Below are 14,715 nucleotides of genomic sequence, written 5' to 3' on the forward strand. Positions count from 1 at the left end.
CCGAGGCGTACGAACGGGGCGGGGCCGGGGGTCCGGCCCCGTGCCCCTCAGTCCTCGTACCCCTCCGCCACGCGCCGTTCCCTCAGCTCCTTGATCGCCTGGCGGCGGGCCAGGCGGTGGGTGCGGCGGATCTGGGCCTCCTGGTTGCGGCGCCGGTCCTTCTCCGTCTCCGGGACGACCTGCGGGACCGTGCGGGGCTTGCCCTCCGCGTCGACGGCCGCGAAGACCAGATAGGCGGAGCCGACCTGGGTGGCGGGCGTCGACTCGTTCCAGCGCTCGGCCATGACCCGCACGCCGACCTCCATCGAGGACCGGCCCGTCCAGTTGACCTGGGCCTTCACGTGCACCAGGTCGCCGACCCTGACCGGCTCCAGGAAGACCATCTCGTCCATGGAGGCGGTCACGGCGGGGCCGCCCGAGTGCCGGCCCGCGACGGCGCCCGCCGCGTCGTCCACCAGCTTCATGATCACGCCGCCGTGCACCGTGCCGAGGAGATTGGTGTCGTGGCTGGTCATGATGTGGCTGAGGGTGGTGCGGGAGGCCGAGGTGGGCTTGCCCGGGATATCGCCCTGATCTGTCATGCCCTCCACCTTATGCCGGGTCTCCGCGACGCCCCCGTTCGGTCCGCTTTGCATCAGCTTGGCAACAGCCCCGCCCCGATCCTCCACCCGGTCTGTCGCCCGGAATCCCCCGCCCGGCACACTGGTCCGCATGAATGACTGGCCCGATGACGGCGGATACGGCCGCGGCCCCGCGAACCCCCAGCCCGAGGGTCCCCGCAGGATGAGCCACGTGCAGCGCCCGCAGGTTCCGCAGCAGCCGCCCCGTTACGACCAGGGCTACGACCAGAGCTTCACGCAGGCGCAGGGCACCGGCTACGACTCCGGCTACAGCACCGGGCAGGTCTACGGCGGCGCCCAGGGCGGAGGCGGCGACGGCCGGGGCGGCATCCCCCCGCAGTACACGCCCCGGGGCCCCGGCGGCTCCGGCACCGGTCCCGCCCCGGACTGGCGCAAGCGGATCAAGGTCGGCTCGGTCGTCCTCGTCGTCGCCGTCCTCGCCTGGGGCATCGGCACGTACGCCTGGGCGAGCTCGCGGATGCGGGGCGAGGTCGACCTCTCCAAGGTCATCGAGCGCCCCTCCGAGGGCGACTGCACCACGTACCTGATCGTCGGCTCCGACAGCCGCGAGGGCATGTCGGCCGAGGAGAAGAAGAAGCTGCACACCGGCTCCGCCGAGGGCAAGCGGACCGACTCGATGATGATCCTCGCGGCCTGCTCCAGCGGGAACACGATGGTCTCGCTGCCCCGCGACTCCTGGGTGACGATCCCCAACTTCGTGGGCTCCGAGTCGGGCAAGGCGTTCCCGGCCCGCGGCGGCTCCAAGCTGAACGCGGCCTACGCGATGGACGGCCCCGAGCTGCTGGTGCGGACCGTGGAGTACAACACCGGGCTGCGCATCGACCACTACGCGGAGATCGGCTTCGCCGGCTTCGCGAACATCGTGGACGCGCTCGGCGGCGTCGAGCTGAACATCGAGAAGGGCTTCAAGGACAAGAAGTCCGGCGCCGACTTCCAGGCCGGCACGCAGACCCTCAACGGCGAGCAGGCCCTGGCCTTCGTCCGCACCCGGTACGCGTTCGCCGAGTCGGACCTGGCGCGGACGAAGAACCAGCAGAAGTTCCTCTCCGCCCTGGCCAACCAGGCGGCGACGCCGGGCACGATCCTCAACCCGTTCGCGCTGTACCCGACGCTGGGCGCCGGTCTGGACACGCTGATCGTGGACAAGGACATGTCGCTGTACGACCTCGGCAAGATGTTCTTCGCGATGAAGGGCATCAGCGGCGGCGACGGCAGGTCGATGAACATGCCGATCGCGGGCGCCGCGCCGCAGGGCTCCCTGAAGTGGGACATGCCGAAGGTGAAGCAGCTCGTCGAGCAGATCAGGAACGACGAGAAGGTCACGGTCGAGTCGAACCGCTGACCATCAGCACGAAAGGGGCGCCCCCGTCCTGTGGCGGGGGCGCCCTTCTTCGCGCTTACGGGAGGTTGCGGGCCATGACGATGCGCTGGACCTGGTTGGTGCCTTCGTAGATCTGGGTGATCTTGGCGTCGCGCATCATGCGTTCGACCGGGTAGTCGCGGGTGTAGCCGTAGCCGCCCAGGAGCTGGACGGCGTCGGTGGTGACCTCCATGGCGACGTCGGAGGCGAAGCACTTGGCGGCCGCACCGAAGAAGGTCAGGTCGCCGTCGACGCGCTCGGACTTGGCGGCGGCGGCGTAGGTGAGCTGGCGGGCGGCCTCCAGCTTCATGGCCATGTCGGCGAGCATGAACTGCACGCCCTGGAAGTCGGCGATCGGCCTGCCGAACTGCTTGCGCTCCTTGACGTAGCCCTTGGCGTAGTCCAGGGCGCCCTGGGCGATGCCGATGGCCTGGGCGGCGATGGTGATGCGGGTGTGGTCCAGGGTCTTCATCGCGGTGGCGAACCCGGTGCCCTGCGCGCCGATCATCCGGTCGGCGGGGATGCGGACGTTGTCGAGGTAGACCTCGCGGGTGGGCGAGCCCTTGATGCCGAGCTTCTTCTCCGGCGCGCCGAAGGAGACGCCCGCGTCGTCCTTGTCGACCACGAACGCGCTGATGCCCTTGGAGCGCTTCTCGGGGTCGGTGACGGCCATCACCGTGTAGTACTGCGAGACGCCGGCGTTGGTGATCCAGCGCTTGACGCCGTTGAGGACCCAGAAGTCGCCGTCGCGCACCGCGCGGGTCTTCATCCCGGCCGCGTCCGAGCCGGCGTCCGGCTCGGACAGCGCGTAGGAGAACATCGCGTCGCCCTTGGCCAGCGGGCCCAGGAACTTCGCCTTGAGCTCCTCGGAGCCGGACAGGATCACCGGCAGCGAGCCCAGCTTGTTGACCGCCGGGATCAGCGAGGACGACCCGCACACCCGGGCCACCTCCTCGATCACGATCACCGTCGCCAGCGCGTCCGCGCCCGCACCGCCGTAGGACTCGGGCACGTGCACCGCGTGCAGGTCGTTGGCGACCAGCGCGTCCAGGGCCTCCTGCGGGAAACGCCCCTCCTCGTCCACCTCCGCCGCGAACGGCGCGATCTTCGCCTCCGCCAGCGCACGCACCGACTCCCGGAGCATGTCGTGCTCCTCCGAAGGCCGATACAGGTCGAAGTCCTTGGAACCCGCCACGCTCATTCACTCCCAGGTCGGCTAACTACCGTTAAGTAACCCAAATGGTAGGGCGTGACCGAGCCCCCGACCAGGGCACGGCTATGCTCGGGCAGGCATTCCGCCCGACCCCACTGGAGTACCGCATGGCCCTCAAGATCACCGTGATCGGCACCGGCTACCTCGGCGCCACCCACGCCGCGGCCATGGCGGAGCTGGGCTTCGAGGTGCTCGGGCTCGACGTCGTGCCCGAGAAGATCGAGCTGCTGTCCTCCGGCCGGGTCCCCATGTACGAGCCGGGGCTCGAAGAGCTGCTCGCGAGGCACGTGGCGGGCATCGAGGGATCGAGCGGCCGGCTGCGGTTCACCACCTCCTGGGAGGAGGTCGGCGCCTTCGGCGACGTGCACTTCGTCTGCGTGAACACCCCGCAGAAGCACGGCGAGTACGCCTGTGACATGAGTCACGTGGACGCCGCCTTCGCCTCCCTCGCCGGGGTCGTACGGGAAGGGGCCCTGGTCGTCGGCAAGTCGACCGTGCCGGTCGGCTCGGCCGAGCGGCTCGCGGCCCTCCTCCCGGCCGGCGTCGAGCTGGCCTGGAACCCCGAGTTCCTGCGGGAGGGCTTCGCCGTGGACGACACCCTGCACCCGGACCGGATCGTGGTCGGCGTGCGCGGCGAGCGGGCCGAGAAGCTGCTGCGCGAGGTGTACGCGGTGCCGGTCGGCGAGGGCTCGCCGTTCGTCGTGACCGACTTCCCGACGGCAGAGCTGGTGAAGACCGCAGCGAACTCCTTCCTCGCCACCAAGATCTCCTTCATCAACGCGATGGCGGAGGTCTGCGAGGCCGCGGACGGCGACGTCGCCAAGCTGGCGGAGGCCATCGGCCACGACGACCGGATCGGCGCAAAGTTCCTGCGGGCCGGCATCGGCTTCGGCGGCGGCTGCCTGCCGAAGGACATCCGGGCGTTCATGGCCCGGGCGGGCGAGCTGGGCGCCGACCAGGCGCTGACCTTCCTGCGCGAGATCGACTCCATCAACATGCGGCGGCGCGGCCAGATGGTCGAGATGGCCCGCGAGGCCCTGGGCGGGAACTCCTTCCTGGGCCGCCGGGTCGCCGTCCTCGGCGCCACCTTCAAGCCGGACTCGGACGACGTCCGCGACTCCCCCGCCCTGAACGTGGCCGGGCAGATACACCTCCAGGGCGGCCAGGTCACCGTCTACGACCCGAAGGGCATGGAGAACGCCCGCCGCCTCTTCCCGACCCTGGGGTACGCGGACTCGGCCCTGGAGGCCGTGCGCGGGGCGGACGTGGTGCTGCACCTGACGGAGTGGCGCGAGTTCCGCGAGCTGGACCCGGCGGAGCTGGGCGAGGCGGTGTCCGCCCGGATCGTCCTCGACGGCCGCAACGCGCTCGACGCGGCGCGGTGGCGCGAGGCGGGCTGGACGTACCGGGCGATGGGGCGTCCGCGGGCGTAGGGCCCCGCGGGGCCCTGCCGGGCTCGTTCCGGGCCCGGTCCGGGCCCGCCACTCCGCCCCGGGCCCGCCACTCCGCCCCGGGCCCGCCACTCCGCCCCGGGCCCGCTACTCCGCCCCGGACTCGAAGTCCTCCACGAAGTAGCTGTCGTGCCGGACGCGGAACCGCTTGAGCTCCTCGCCGCCGCGCTGCGCCACCTCCGCGACCCGCTCGAAGTACTCCTCGCGCGGAGCGCCCGGGGAGAAGAGCATGAGCATGGACGTGGGCTCGTCGGTCGCGTTCTTGAAGGCGTGCAGGCCTCCGACCGGTACGTACAGGAAGTCGCCCGCGCGGCCGGTGACCCACTTGTCGCCGTCGTAGAGCTCCAGTTCGCCGGAGAGGACGTAGAAGGACTCGGACATGGCCTTGTGGAAGTGGGGCTTGGCCCCGGCGGCCCGGGGACCGAGGTCCACCTTGTAGAAGCCGAACTCGCCGCCGGTCGAGGCGTGGGTGGCGAGGTAGTGGGTGGTGCCGCCGGGCGAGGAGATGTCCGGCGGGGTGTCGGCGGGACGGAAGGTCGCGTTCACCTCGCCCTTGTCGCCGTGGTAGCGGGGCTCCGGGTACGCGAAGTCCTCGGGGTGCGACACGTTCTGCTCCTTCGGTGGGTCCGTTGATCTCCCTCCGTATGGTGGTCCCCGCCCCCGAGGGCCGGCATCGGGCTCGCGGACGATCTTGGGGCGGCCGGACCGAGGACCGGAGACCTACGGCCCGTCCGACGGGCGGCCGCCCGGCGGGCGCGCGGAGCCGGGGGAGCGGGGAGGCCGGGGCGCACCCGGGGCAGGGCCGGTGGAGCGCGGGCGGCCGGTGGGCCGCGTACCGTCGCCAACCCCCTTCAATGCGCAACATCTTGACGACTCGTCACACCGACCCGATATTACGGACGAGTAAGACCGATCGGTAACACTGCGCGCAGCTTCCTCGCACTTCCGGCGGCAGGCGAACGGGACCGTCCTGCCGTCGGCACGGTGTGCCTTCCGGCCTTCCCGGCGGCCGGCGGGCGCCCGCCCCTCACCCCGTCACGAGAGGCACCGCCATGCGATCAGTTCCGCCGAGCCGCCGCACCCGCACCGCCGCCGTCACCGCCGTCACCGCCCTGCTGACCACCGCCGCCGGCCTCGGTGCCGGCCCCGCCGCAGCCGCCGACACCGCGTTCGGCCGTTACGTGGCCCTGGGCGACTCCTACGCGTCGGGAGCGGGCGTGCCGGAGCAGACCGATTCCGCCTGTACGCGCTCCAGCCGCAACTACCCCGCCCTGCTGAACGCCGCGCTCTCCCCCGCCGCCCACAAGGACGTCACCTGCGGAGGGGCCACCACGGTCCACATGACCTCCGCGCAGAACGCGTCCGCGCCGCCGCAGTTCGACGCGCTGAGCGCCGACACGGACCTGGTGACCCTCACCATCGGCGGCAACGACGTCGGCTTCGGCAGCATCATCGTCCGCTGCGTGACCCTGGGGGTGTTCAACCTGGGCGGCTCGCCCTGCAAGAGCAGTTACACCTGGACGGGCACCGACCGGCTCGCCGCCACGGTCGACGCCACCGCTCCCAAGATCGCCGCGACCCTCGACGGCATCCGTCAACGCGCCCCGCAGGCCAGGATCCTGGTCACCGGCTACCCGGCGATCCTTCCCGACGACGGCACCAACTGCCCCTGGGTCGCGACCATCGCCAAGGGCGACGCGCCCTGGCTGCGGGACATCCACAAGCGGCTCAACACCGTCATCGCCGCGCAGGCCGCCGCGCACGGGGCCGTCTACGTGGACACGTACACCAAGTCCGTCGGCCACGACGTCTGCAAGCCGGCCGGGACCCGCTGGATGGAACCCCTCGTCACCAACGCGGCGGCGCCCTTCCACCCCAACGCGGCGGGCGAGAAGGCCATGGCCGACGCGGTGCTCGCCGCCGTGCGCTGACCGGTCGACGGCGTTCCGTCGCGGGGCGACCGGGGTTCGGACCCTCCCGGGAACCCGGCGGAGGTACGCGCGCGTGGGTGGCCTTGCCGTGCGCGGATGCGGGTAGGGGCGGACGGTAGGAACGCACCACCCGTACGAGCACGAGGAGAGCCATGCCCGTCGCCACCCTGCGGTCCGTCGTCCTGGACTGCCCCGATCCACTGTCCCTCGCCACCTTCTACGCCGGGATCCTCGGCGGCTCCCCCCGGACCTCCGAGGACTCCGAGGAGGGGGACTCCTGGGTGATGCTCTCCGGGCACGACGGCACCCAGCTCGCCTTCCAGGAGGTCTCCGGGTACGTCGCGCCGGACTGGCCCGGGGAGACGGGCGAGCAGCAGTTCCACCTGGACCTGACCGTGGACGACCTCGACCGGGGCGAGGAGCAGGTCCTCGCGCTCGGCGCCAAGCTGCTCGACGCGGGCGGGCCCGACCGTGACTTCCGCGTGTACGCGGACCCGGTCGGGCACCCGTTCTGCCTCTGCGTGGACCGGTAGGGGCCGTCAGGCCCCCCGGCCGTCCAGGGACTCGATCGTCGCGTTCGACGGGGCCGTGCGGTCCCTCAGGTCGCGGGAGACGTCCTCCGCGTCGCGCAGGACGCGGACCGCGTTGGACCAGGTCAGCTTGGCCAGGTCCGGGTGGGACCAGCCGCGGTGCAGCAGCTCCGCGACCAGGTTCGGATAGCCGGCGACGTCGTCCAGGCCCGAGGGCGTGAAGGCCGTGCCGTCGTAGTCGCCGCCGATGCCGATGTGGTCGATCCCGGCGGCCTCGCGCATGTGGTCGAGGTGGTCGGCGACCGTGGCGGCGGTGGCCACCGGGCGCGGGTTCGCCTCCTCGAAGGCGCGGTGCAGCGCCATCGCCCCGGCGGTGGTGTCGAGGTGGTCGAAGCCGTGCTCCCGCAGGTTCTCGTCCGCCCGCGCGGTCCACTCGACGGCCGCCGGGAGGATGAACTTGGGCACGAAGGTGGCCATCGCGACGCCGCCGTTGGCGGGCAGCCGCTCCAGGACGTCGTCCGGCACGTTGCGCGGGTGGTCGCAGACCGCCCGGGCCGAGGAGTGCGAGAAGATCACCGGCGCGGCGGTGGCGTCCAGGGCGTCCCGCATGGTCGTCGCGGCGACGTGCGAGAGGTCGACCAGCATGCCGGAGCGGTTCATCTCGCGGACGACCTGCCGGCCGAAGGCGGAGAGCCCGCCGACGCCGGGGTCGTCGGTCGCCGAGTCCGCCCAGTCGTTGTTGTCGTTGTGGGTGAGCGTCATGTAGCGCACGCCCAGGGCGTGCAGCGCGCGCAGGGTGGCGAGGGAGTTGTTGATCGAGTGGCCGCCCTCGGCCCCCTTGAGGGAGGCGATGCGGCCCTGCTTCCGGGCCGCCTCCATGTCGTCCGCCGTCAGGGCGGGCGCGAGGTCGGCGGCGTACCGCTCCAGGAGCTGGTCGACCACGTCGATCTGCTCCAGGGTGGCGCTGACCGCGTCGTCCCCGGTGAACCGGCAGGGCACGTACACCGACCAGAACTGGGCGCCGACCCCGCCGGCCCGCAGCCGGGCCAGGTCGGTGTGGAGCGCGCCGGTCTGGTCGGCCGCGATGTCCATGCGGTCCAGGTCGTAGCGGACGTGCTCGCGGAGGGCCCACGGCAGGTCGTTGTGGCCGTCCACCACCGGGTGGCCGGCCAGGAGCTCCCGCGCCTCGGCGAGGCGGTCGGCGGCGGTCACCGGGCGAAGCCGAAGGACTCGGCGCCCTCGACCTTGGCGCGCAGCCGCTTGCCCTTCTCCGTCGCCTGGTCGTTCAGCTCCTGCTGGAAGGCGCGCATCCGGTCGAGCAGCGCCGGGTCGTGCGCGGCGAGGATCCGGGCCGCGAGCAGGCCCGCGTTGCGGGCGCCGCCGACGGAGACCGTGGCGACCGGCACGCCGGCCGGCATCTGCACGATGGAGAGCAGCGAGTCCATGCCGTCGAGGTACTTCAGCGGCACGGGCACGCCGATGACGGGCAGCGGGGTGACGGAGGCGAGCATGCCGGGCAGGTGGGCGGCGCCGCCCGCGCCCGCGACGATCGCCTTCAGACCGCGGCCGGCCGCCTCCTCGCCGTACGCGATCATCTCGCGCGGCATCCGGTGCGCGGAGACGACGTCGACCTCGTACGGGATCTCGAACTCGTCCAGGGCCTGGGCCGCGGCCTCCATGACGGGCCAGTCGGAGTCCGAACCCATGACGATGCCGACGACGGGGCTGGTGCTCATTCGGTGATCGTCCCTCGCAGGTAGCCGGCGGCGTGGCGGGCGCGCTCCAGCACGTCGTCCAGGTCGTCGCCGTAGGTGTTGACGTGGCCCACCTTGCGTCCGGGCTTCACGTCCTTGCCGTACATGTGGATCTTGAGCTGCGGGTCCCTGGCCATGCAGTGCAGGTACGCGGAGTACATGTCCGGGTAGTCGCCGCCCAGGACGTTGCACATCACGGTCCACCGCGCGCGGGGGCGCGGATCGCCGAGGGGGAGGTCGAGGACCGCCCGGACGTGGTTGGCGAACTGCGAGGTGATCGCGCCGTCCTGGGTCCAGTGGCCGGAGTTGTGCGGGCGCATCGCCAGCTCGTTGACGAGGATGCGGCCGTCCGCGGTCTCGAAGAGCTCCACTGCGAGGTGGCCGACGACGCCCAGCTCCCGGGCGATCCGCAGCGCCAGCTCCTGGGCCTGCCCGGAGAGCTCCTCGGACAGGTCGGGGGCGGGCGCGATCACGGTGTCGCAGACGCCGTCGACCTGGCGGGACTCGACGACCGGGTAGGCGACGGCCTGGCCGTGCGGGGAGCGGACGATGTTCGCCGCCAGCTCGCGCGCGAAGTCGACCTTCTCCTCCGCGAGGACCGGGACGCCGGCCAGGAAGGGGTCGCGGGCGTCCTCGGGCGAACGCACGAACCAGACGCCCTTGCCGTCGTAGCCGCCGCGCACGGTCTTGAGGATGATCGGGAAGCCCCCGACCTCGGCCGCGAAGGCCTCCGCGTCCGCCGGGTCCGCGACGATGCGGTGGCGGGGGCTCGGCGCGCCGATCTCGTCGAGCCGGGCGCGCATCACCCCCTTGTCCTGCGCGTGCACCAGCGCGTCGGGTCCCGGGCGGACGGGGATGCCGTCCGCCTCCAGGGCCCGCAGGTGCTCGGTGGGAACGTGCTCGTGATCGAAGGTGATCACGTCGCATCCGCGCGCGAAGTCACGCAGCGTGTCCAGGTCGCGGTAGTCGCCGATGACGACCTCGCTCACCACCTGGGCCGCGGAGTCCTGCGGAGTGTCACTGAGGAGCTTGAACTTGATGCCGAGGGGGATGCCCGCCTCGTGGGTCATACGGGCGAGCTGACCGCCACCGACCATGCCGACTACCGGAAACGTCACCCTCTTAGGGTATCCGCACCATCGGGGAACACTCGTCCGGCTGTGTCTTGGCACAAGCGTCGGCCCGGAAACCGGGGGCAGAAGCGCCCGGAGGGCCCGGCGGCGGGGGCGAGGATCGGCCACGGTTCGCGCGGTACCCCGGCATGTGCCAGAGGCCCTGGTTAGCATGGACTGGTTGACGTCACCCGGGCGTCACCCGGACGGACGGGACAGAGCCATCACCATGAGTGAACCCGGCGCGCTGCGCACGCGACTCGATCGGCTCTTCCGCGAGGTCGCGAAGTTCGGTGCCGTGGGTGCCGTGGGGGTCCTCGTCGACCTCGGGGTGTTCAACCTCGTGCGCCACTTCACGGACCTCCCCGTCGTGCGGGCGAGCGTCATCGCCACCGTGGTGGCCATCGCGTTCAACTACGTCGGCTTCCGGTACTTCACCTACCGGGACCGGGACAAGAGCAGGCGCACCAAGGAGATGTCCCTCTTCCTGGTCTTCAGCCTGATCGGCCTGGTGATCCAGAACGGCCTGCTCTACACGGCGACGTACGGCTTCGGCTGGGACGGCCCGCTGGCGAGCAACTTCTTCAAGTTCTTCGGGATCGGGATCGCGACCCTGTTCCGCTTCTGGTCGTACCGCACCTGGGTCTTCCGCGCCCTGCCGGCGAAGGAGGCCGTGCAGACCGCCGAATCGTTCCTGGAGCAGGCGCCGCGGCAGGCGGCCCGCCGCCAGCCCGACCGGGTCTGACCCGGGTTTCTCAGCGTACGGGGCGGTCCGACGGCCGGTCCGAGACGCTCCTGACCTCGCGGCCCAGGAAGAGCGCGAAGACCGGCGGCTGCTGCTGGAGGAGCTCCAGGCGCCCGCCGTCCGCCTCCGCGAGGTCGCGGGCGACCGCCAGGCCGATGCCGGTGGAGCTGCGGCCGCTGACGGCCCGCTCGAAGATCCGCGCGCCGAGGTCGGCCGGGACGCCCGGCCCCTCGTCGGTGACCTCGATCACGGACTGGTTGCCGGTGACCCGGGTCCGCAGGGCGACCGTGCCGCCGCCGTGCATGAGCGAGTTCTCGATCAGGGCGGCGAGGACCTGGGCGACCGCGCCCGGGGTGCCCACGGCCCGCATCCCGTGCTTGCCGGAGTGCACGATGGCCCGCCCCGCGCTGCGGTAGGCCGGCCGCCACTCCTCGATCTGCTGCTTGACGACCTCGTCCAGGTCGAAGGCGACGGCGGAGCCGGTGCGGGGGTCGCGGGAGTTGGTGAGGAGCCGCTGCACGACGTCGGTGAGCCGCTCGACCTGGGTGAGGGCGATCGTCGCCTCCTCCTTGACCGTGTCCAGGTCGTCGGCGAGGGCGACCTCCTCCAGGCGCATGGAGAGCGCGGTGAGGGGCGTGCGGAGCTGGTGGGAGGCGTCGGCGGCGAGCCGGCGCTCGGCGGTGAGCATCCGGGCGATCCGCTCGGCGGAGGCGTCGAGGACGTCCGCGACCCGGTCCAGCTCGGGCACCCCGTACCGCTTGTGCCGGGGGCGCGGGTCGCCGGAGCCCAGGCGCTCGGCGGTCTCGGCGAGGTCGGTGAGCGGGGAGGCGAGCCGGTTGGCCTGCCGTACGGCGAGGAGGACGGCGGCGACGACGGCGAGCAGGGCCACCGCGCCGATGATCAGGAGGGTGCGGCCGACCTCGGCGGTGACGGTCGAGCGGGACTCCTCGACGATCACGGTCTCGCCGCGCTCGCCCTCGGCGGTGCCGCGGATGACGTCGCCCTCGGGCCGCTCCCCGATCGAGATCGGGTCGCGGCCGGGGATGAGGATCTGCGCGTACCGCTTGGCGCCGCTCTGCTCGGCGAGGATGTCCGGGTTGACCGGCTCGCCGCCGATGAGCCGGCTGTCGACGATGGAGACGATCCGCAGCGCCTCCGAGTCCACGCTCTCCTGGGCGCTGCCGGCGATCGTGCGGGTCTCGACGATGACGAGGGAGACGCCGAAGACGGCGATGACGACGAGCACCACGGCGAGCGTGGAGTTGATCAGACGGCGGCGCACGGAGGCTCTTTCGCTGGGGGTTAGCTCTTCTCGAAGCGGAAGCCGACGCCGCGCACGGTGGCGATGTAGCGCGGGTTCGCCGCGTCGTCGCCGAGCTTCTTGCGCAGCCACGAGATGTGCATGTCGAGGGTCTTGGTGGAGGACCACCAGGTGGTGTCCCAGACCTCGCGCATGAGCTGGTCGCGGGTGACGACCCGGCCGGCGTCCCGGACGAGGACCCGGAGCAGGTCGAACTCCTTGGCGGTGAGCTGGAGCTCCTCGTCGCCCATCCAGGCGCGGTGCGACTCGACGTCGATGCGCACGCCGTGGGTGGAGGGGGCGGCGACGGGCTCGGTGGCGCCGCGCCGGAGCAGGGCCCGGACCCGGGCGAGGAGTTCGGCGAGCCGGAAGGGCTTGGTGACGTAGTCGTCGGCGCCCGCGTCGAGCCCGACGACGGTGTCGACCTCGTCGGCGCGCGCGGTGAGCACCAGGATGGGGACCGCGTGTCCCTCGGCGCGCAGCCGCCGGGCGACCTCCAGGCCGTCCATGCCGGGGAGGCCCAGGTCGAGCACGACCAGGTCGACGCCGCCCTGGAGGCCGGTGTCGAGGGCGGCGGGGCCGTCCTCGCGGACCTCGACCTCGTACCCCTCCCTCCGCAGGGCGCGGGCCAGCGGTTCCGAGATGGACGCGTCGTCCTCGGCGAGCAGTACACGGGTCATGGGGTGATGGTAGTCCGCACGGCCCCCGGCCCGGGGTGCGATCCGCCGGGCCCGAGTGGACCCTGCGGATCATGTGGGCATCTTGTGTGTGACCTTCGAATGACGTTGTACGGTTGCACTTCTGCCTGTGATCCATGTCTCAAGTCCTTCCATATCCGGCACTGTCGTGTCGTATGGTGGCGAGACGTCTGTAGCGGCATTCGGGGACCTTTGACCGGCTTGATGGGTCGGGGTCCTCTTTTCTGCGTGAGGTGGGCCCAGCCGGCCTCGACGACGGCGAATGACCTGTGGGCCGGGTCCCGGGACGCGAAGACGCGCTCCCGGGGCGTGGATCCCGGCGGAGTTCCACGATTCCACCGGTGCCGGCCTCCCCCACCGGGCGCACCCCGCTCACAAGGCGAGCGTCCCGACAGAGCAAGGATCGACATGGCGTCCAGCCTGACGACGGCTTCGACCGGGGTCCCCCGGTACAAGAAGACGTTCCTCGGCCACCCCCGGGGCCTGACCACCCTCTTCTTCACCGAGATGTGGGAGCGCTTCTCCTACTACGGCATGAGGGCCCTGCTGGTCTACTACCTGGTCTCCGGCGGCACCGAAGCCGCCGTGGGCGCCCAGGGCGGCGGCCTGGCGATGAAGGCGGCCACGGCCACGGCCATCTACTCGGTCTACGTGTCGATGGTCTACCTCATGGCCATGCCGGGCGGCTGGTTCGGCGACCGCGTGTGGGGCGCCCGCAAGACCGTCGCCATCGCCGGTTTCGTGATCATCGCCGGTCACGTCCTGCTGGCCGTTCCCGGTCAGGCGATGTTCTTCCTCGGCCTCGCGTTCGTCGCGGTCGGCTCCGGTCTGCTGAAGGCCAACATCTCGACGATGGTGGGCCACCTCTACGACGGTCCCGAGGACCCGCGCCGTGACGGCGGCTTCACGCTGTTCTACATCGGCATCAACCTCGGCGCCTTCGTCGCCCCGTTCGTCATCGGCACGATCGGCAAGGAAGTCAACTGGCACATCGGCTTCGCGCTCGCCGCGGTCGGCATGGCGCTGGGCCTCGCCGTCTTCCTGGGCTTCGGCAAGAGCCTGAACCCGAAGAGCAGCGAGGTCCCGAACCCGCTCTCCGCCGAGGAGCGCAAGGCGATCCTCACCAAGGTCGCCCTGGTGACCGCCCTCGTCGCCGTCTTCTACGGCGTCGTCGTGGCCCTCGACCTGTTCACCCTGAACTGGGCCCTGATCCCGCTCACCGTCGCCGGTCTGGCCATCCCGGTCACCGTCCTCGCCCGCATCAAGCGCGACAAGGACCTCAGCGCGACCGAGCAGTCGAAGATGAACGGCTACATCTGGTTCTTCGTCGCCGCCGCCATCTTCTGGATGATCTACGACCAGGGCGGCTCGACCCTGTCGCTGTTCGCGGACGACAAGACCGCCGACAAGATCTTCGGCCTGGGCTTCTCGGCCACCTGGTACCAGTCCCTGAACCCGCTGTTCGTCATGACGCTGGCCCCGGTCTTCGCCTGGCTGTGGCTGTGGCTGGCCCGCAAGAACCAGGAGCCGAGCACCGTCGTGAAGTTCGCGATGGGCCTCGTCCTGGTCGGCGCGTCCTTCTTCGTCTTCGTCGTCCCGATGGGCATGGCGGGCGACGGCACCATGGTCTCCCCGATGTGGCTCGTCTCGATCTACATGATCCAGACCATCGGCGAGCTGTGCCTCTCCCCGGTCGGCCTCTCCGTCACCACGAAGATGGCGCCGCAGAAGTACGCCTCCCAGATGATGGGCGTGTGGTTCCTCGCGGTCACCGCCGGTGACTGCACCACGGGTCTGCTCTCCATCGCGGGCGTCGACCTCAACGGCACGGGCATCATCGCCATGCAGGCGTCCCTCGCCGTCCTGGCCGGCATCGCGGTCTTCATGTACCGCAAGAAGGTCCAGAGCCTCATGGGCAACGTCCACTGACGTCGCCCCGCCGCTCACGCAGGAGGCCGCCGCACCGGATCGGTGCGGCGG

Annotated in this window: 14 protein-coding genes; 6 read left to right on the forward strand and 8 right to left on the reverse strand. The window is 71.4% G+C overall.

Annotated features, from left to right (window positions below):
- Nucleotides 1-47: 47 nt before the first annotated feature.
- Nucleotides 48-581 carry an acyl-CoA thioesterase gene (locus ACWGSR_RS33315; RefSeq protein WP_453572350.1) on the reverse strand — a complete coding sequence of 178 codons (534 nt, stop codon included), beginning with the start codon at nucleotides 579-581 and terminating at the stop codon, nucleotides 48-50.
- Between the two features lie 130 nt (nucleotides 582-711).
- Between ACWGSR_RS33315 and ACWGSR_RS33320 the strand changes: the two genes are divergently transcribed.
- Complete coding sequence (locus tag ACWGSR_RS33320; protein ID WP_453572353.1) at nucleotides 712-1,983, forward strand: LCP family protein; 1,272 nt, start codon at nucleotides 712-714, stop codon at nucleotides 1,981-1,983.
- A 55-nt stretch (nucleotides 1,984-2,038) separates the two neighbouring features.
- Here ACWGSR_RS33320 and ACWGSR_RS33325 read toward each other — a convergent pair whose 3' ends face one another.
- Nucleotides 2,039-3,196 carry an acyl-CoA dehydrogenase family protein gene (locus tag ACWGSR_RS33325; RefSeq protein ID WP_453572355.1) on the reverse strand — a complete coding sequence of 386 codons (1,158 nt, stop codon included), beginning with the start codon at nucleotides 3,194-3,196 and terminating at the stop codon, nucleotides 2,039-2,041.
- A gap of 125 nt (nucleotides 3,197-3,321) precedes the next feature.
- Here ACWGSR_RS33325 and ACWGSR_RS33330 point away from each other — a divergent pair, with 125 nt between their 5' ends.
- A complete protein-coding gene (locus ACWGSR_RS33330; RefSeq protein ID WP_453572358.1) occupies nucleotides 3,322-4,647 on the forward strand; it encodes a UDP-glucose dehydrogenase family protein in 1,326 nt (441 codons plus the stop codon).
- Nucleotides 4,648-4,752: 105 nt separating this feature from the next.
- On the opposite strand, the gene ACWGSR_RS33335 is transcribed toward ACWGSR_RS33330, so the two are convergent.
- Nucleotides 4,753-5,271: a cupin domain-containing protein gene (locus tag ACWGSR_RS33335; RefSeq protein WP_376246562.1), complete on the reverse strand. Its 519-nt coding sequence runs from the start codon at nucleotides 5,269-5,271 to the stop codon at nucleotides 4,753-4,755.
- 446 nt (nucleotides 5,272-5,717) lie between these two features.
- On the opposite strand from ACWGSR_RS33335, the gene ACWGSR_RS33340 reads away from it, so the two are divergent.
- Together ACWGSR_RS33340 and ACWGSR_RS33345 are read left to right on the forward strand one after the other, a co-directional pair.
- Nucleotides 5,718-6,596, forward strand: a complete 879-nt coding sequence (locus tag ACWGSR_RS33340) for an SGNH/GDSL hydrolase family protein (RefSeq protein WP_453572361.1) — start codon at nucleotides 5,718-5,720, stop codon at nucleotides 6,594-6,596.
- 152 nt (nucleotides 6,597-6,748) lie between these two features.
- On the forward strand, nucleotides 6,749-7,129 hold the full coding sequence (locus ACWGSR_RS33345) for a VOC family protein (RefSeq protein ID WP_376246557.1): 381 nt from the start codon (nucleotides 6,749-6,751) through the stop codon (nucleotides 7,127-7,129).
- Nucleotides 7,130-7,135: 6 nt separating this feature from the next.
- Here the strand turns inward: ACWGSR_RS33345 and ACWGSR_RS33350 are convergent, their stop codons facing one another.
- From ACWGSR_RS33350 to ACWGSR_RS33360, 3 genes are read right to left on the reverse strand one after another with little or no spacing between them, the layout of a single operon-like run.
- Entirely contained in the window at nucleotides 7,136-8,338 is a 1,203-nt protein-coding gene (locus ACWGSR_RS33350; protein WP_453572364.1) for a dipeptidase, read from the reverse strand.
- Nucleotides 8,335-8,862 carry a 5-(carboxyamino)imidazole ribonucleotide mutase gene (gene purE, locus ACWGSR_RS33355; RefSeq protein ID WP_062755045.1) on the reverse strand — a complete coding sequence of 176 codons (528 nt, stop codon included), beginning with the start codon at nucleotides 8,860-8,862 and terminating at the stop codon, nucleotides 8,335-8,337. The genes ACWGSR_RS33350 and purE overlap by 4 nt, the downstream gene beginning before the upstream one ends.
- On the reverse strand, nucleotides 8,859-9,998 hold the full coding sequence (locus ACWGSR_RS33360; RefSeq protein WP_376246550.1) for a 5-(carboxyamino)imidazole ribonucleotide synthase: 1,140 nt from the start codon (nucleotides 9,996-9,998) through the stop codon (nucleotides 8,859-8,861). The genes purE and ACWGSR_RS33360 overlap by 4 nt, the downstream gene beginning before the upstream one ends.
- Before the next feature lie 223 nt (nucleotides 9,999-10,221).
- Here ACWGSR_RS33360 and ACWGSR_RS33365 point away from each other — a divergent pair, with 223 nt between their 5' ends.
- On the forward strand, nucleotides 10,222-10,737 hold the full coding sequence (locus ACWGSR_RS33365; protein WP_376246547.1) for a GtrA family protein: 516 nt from the start codon (nucleotides 10,222-10,224) through the stop codon (nucleotides 10,735-10,737).
- 10 nt (nucleotides 10,738-10,747) lie between these two features.
- Here ACWGSR_RS33365 and ACWGSR_RS33370 read toward each other — a convergent pair whose 3' ends face one another.
- Both ACWGSR_RS33370 and ACWGSR_RS33375 read right to left on the reverse strand, forming a co-directional pair.
- Nucleotides 10,748-12,019, reverse strand: a complete 1,272-nt coding sequence (locus ACWGSR_RS33370) for an ATP-binding protein (RefSeq protein WP_376246544.1) — start codon at nucleotides 12,017-12,019, stop codon at nucleotides 10,748-10,750.
- Between the two features lie 20 nt (nucleotides 12,020-12,039).
- Nucleotides 12,040-12,717 (reverse strand): response regulator transcription factor, encoded by a 678-nt coding sequence (locus tag ACWGSR_RS33375; RefSeq protein WP_366376948.1) that lies wholly within the window; start codon nucleotides 12,715-12,717, stop codon nucleotides 12,040-12,042.
- 426 nt (nucleotides 12,718-13,143) lie between these two features.
- Here ACWGSR_RS33375 and ACWGSR_RS33380 point away from each other — a divergent pair, with 426 nt between their 5' ends.
- A complete protein-coding gene (locus tag ACWGSR_RS33380; protein WP_376246540.1) occupies nucleotides 13,144-14,664 on the forward strand; it encodes a peptide MFS transporter in 1,521 nt (506 codons plus the stop codon).
- Nucleotides 14,665-14,715 lie beyond the last annotated feature (51 nt).

It is taken from the genome of Streptomyces sp. NPDC055632, from assembly GCF_053618675.1.